Origin of the sequence: Puia sp., from assembly GCF_036500295.1 — a bacterium.
In the GTDB taxonomy this organism is placed as follows: domain Bacteria; phylum Bacteroidota; class Bacteroidia; order Chitinophagales; family Chitinophagaceae; genus Puia.
The window spans coordinates 1-2,341 of sequence record NZ_DASYCH010000143.1; the positions used below are offsets into that span (position 1 = coordinate 1).

Consider the following 2,341-nt stretch of genomic DNA (forward strand, 5'->3'; position numbering starts at 1 on the left):
TAAGTGGAAAAGCAGTGCTGGGAGCGGCGCGATAAATGGTGTAGACTTGCACAAATTCATATCAATGAAAACAGTAATGACCCTACTCATGGCCGTAGGAGTGATGTTTTCTGCTTTTGCGCAGGTGACGCCGCTTACGCAGGCCGATTCGTCGGCGCGGGTGGATTCTCTTTTGCATGCCCGGATCCGGGTGCTTCCATTCCCTATTGTGATCGATGCCGTCCTGCGGGATTTTCCGCATAACCTTGTTCATCTTACGGGCGAGTTGGTGCTGGCCCAGGGGGATGTCGAGAATTATGCATCCATTGTAGTACTGCCGGATGCGGAGAATTGCACCATTTCGCGTTATCATTCAAAGAGAGATACGACGGCGAGCTGGCAGGCAAAGATGTATACCGGCGATGATTTTGACAAGGCTGCGGGGCAATACCGGGATCTGTTCAAGAAACTGCAGGGCTGTTATATCACGCTGGCGGATGGCACAGTCGTTGGCCTTCAGGGCCGCTGGGAGCCGGCAAAGGAAAGTGCTGCATTTACTACGAGTACGTTCAGGGTCCCGACGGGGGACTGGCGGTACCGGGAAGTAAAGGTGGAGCTTGAGCTGGTGTATCTTTTGGCGGACTGGGCGGTCCATATCAATATTGTCAGCAAGCGGCCTGATGATGAGATCGGCTTGGCGACCACGGGTCCGCTGGCCGAACAGACCCTTATCGAGACGATCGCTACGATCAATAGGGCGCCTTGATCGCTCCGCCGTCCACCTGGATGGTTGTGCCGGTGATATAACCGGAGAGGGGGGAGGCGAGGAAGGCCACGAGGGCTGCCAGTTCTTCGGGGCGGCCGATCCGTCGAAGAGGGATATCTTTTGCCCGTTCGGCGAGCAGGTCTTCGCGGGTGGCGCCGGAGGGTGGGTTTTTGGGAAAAGTATCGTTGATCCGGTCTGTGAGGATGAGTCCGGGGGCGACGTTATTGACCGTTATATTATCCGGCCCCAATTCATTGGAGAGGATCTTCGCCATGCCAACCACGCCCATGCGTATGCTGGTAGAAAGGACGGAATTGGCTAAAAATGTTTTTACGGAGAGGCTGACGATATTGATGATTCGGCCGCTTCCCGTTTTTTTGAGGTGTGGGATGACCAGACGGCTGAAGCGTACGGTGCTTAGCAGGTTTAGTTCGAAGGCGGATTGCCAGGCGGTCTCGTCGAAGGATTCGAAGCTTCCGAAGGGGGGGCCTCCCGCGTTATTGATCAGGATATCGATCTTCCCGAATTCCTTTATGGCGGCGTCTACGAAGGCTGCCGACTCATCCGGCTTTTTTACGTCCACGGGTATTGCCAGTACGCGGCCCTTGCCGAGGGCCCGGAGTTCTGCTGCCGTTGTCTCCAGGGTATCGCGGTCGCGGGCGCCGATGACCACGTCCGCGCCTTCGATAACCAGGAGGGTCGCGCATGCTTTTCCCAATCCTTTGCTGGCGGCCAGCACCAGGGCCGTTTTTCCTATTAGTTGGAGGTCCATATTAGATGCGTTTGAGGGCAAAGATAAGTCACGCGCGGGTGCGGGGATGATCCCGGCAAATAAAACTTATCTTGCTTTGAAAGGGATCGTATGGAGAAGATATTACAGATACTGGTTGTCTTTGCGTTGATCATGCTGGTCGTCAATCGTTTCATACGGGGCAGGGAGCAGCGGTTCCGGGAGTATGTGTTATCGGGGCATATTTCGTTGCCATTGCCGGGCGATCTATACCGGGAGCTGTTGTCGGTGGTAGTGGGAGAGGATGTGATAGCCGCCGATCCTGACAACCGGCTATTCTTCCGGCCGGGACCGGAGAACACGCTTGTTGCCGCCGACAAGCGGACCGGGGTGTCGTTGGCGAGCGTTGCGATGGGAGAGGAGATCGATGCGGTCCTCTTCGATCCGTTGAGCCGGTTGATCTATTGTTATAGCCTGGCGGGGCTGCTGACGGTCCTGCGGCAGTCGGGCCGGAGCAGTTACCGGATCGTTCAACGGATGGACGTTCCCCGGGGGGGGATGCAGTTGTCGCTGGACCCGCATAGCGGTAAGATCTACCTGCAGGCGGAGGCGTTGGTCTATGTGTATGCCCATGTATAAGGGGGTGGGCAGGTAATTAGCTATGCGGGCATTCATTTCTCGAAATAACAAACGCTGCCGCCAACCCATTCCTTGTCCTGGTTGTAGCGGACGCCGATCATTTTCCCTTTGCTGAGGCGGGCGAGGTTGATGGCGGGGGTGGGGCGGTAGTCGCCGTCCTTCCAGAGGTACATCATCCGGATCTCTACTTTGGCGGGGAGATCGGGGGTTGGGATCAGGTCGGCGTA

Annotated in this window: 3 protein-coding genes and 1 pseudogene; 2 read left to right on the forward strand and 2 right to left on the reverse strand. The window is 56.5% G+C overall.

Translation table 11 applies throughout. From position 1 onward, the window contains the following. Positions 1-64: 64 nt before the first annotated feature. Complete coding sequence (locus VGM48_RS25245; protein ID WP_331583837.1) at positions 65-745, forward strand: hypothetical protein; 681 nt, start codon at positions 65-67, stop codon at positions 743-745. On the opposite strand, the gene VGM48_RS25250 is transcribed toward VGM48_RS25245, so the two are convergent. Continuing rightward, positions 729-1,517 (reverse strand): SDR family oxidoreductase, encoded by a 789-nt coding sequence (locus tag VGM48_RS25250; RefSeq protein WP_331583839.1) that lies wholly within the window; start codon positions 1,515-1,517, stop codon positions 729-731. The two genes, VGM48_RS25245 and VGM48_RS25250, sit on opposite strands and share 17 nt — an antisense overlap. A 90-nt stretch (positions 1,518-1,607) precedes the next feature. On the opposite strand from VGM48_RS25250, the gene VGM48_RS25255 reads away from it, so the two are divergent. After that, a complete protein-coding gene (locus tag VGM48_RS25255; protein WP_331583841.1) occupies positions 1,608-2,114 on the forward strand; it encodes a hypothetical protein in 507 nt (168 codons plus the stop codon). A 32-nt stretch (positions 2,115-2,146) separates the two neighbouring features. On the opposite strand, the pseudogene VGM48_RS25260 reads toward VGM48_RS25255, so the two are convergent. Continuing rightward, positions 2,147-2,341 (reverse strand): annotated as a pseudogene (locus tag VGM48_RS25260) (hypothetical protein); the annotation flags it as partial.

What these genes read in the sequence shown, in the direction of transcription:
- VGM48_RS25245 (WP_331583837.1), top strand. Translation starts at nt 65, where the DNA reads ATGAAAACAGTAATGACCCTACTCATGGCCGTAGGAGTGATGTTTTCT.
- VGM48_RS25250 (WP_331583839.1), bottom strand. Translation starts at nt 1,517, where the DNA reads ATGGACCTCCAACTAATAGGAAAAACGGCCCTGGTGCTGGCCGCCAGC.
- VGM48_RS25255 (WP_331583841.1), top strand. Translation starts at nt 1,608, where the DNA reads ATGGAGAAGATATTACAGATACTGGTTGTCTTTGCGTTGATCATGCTG.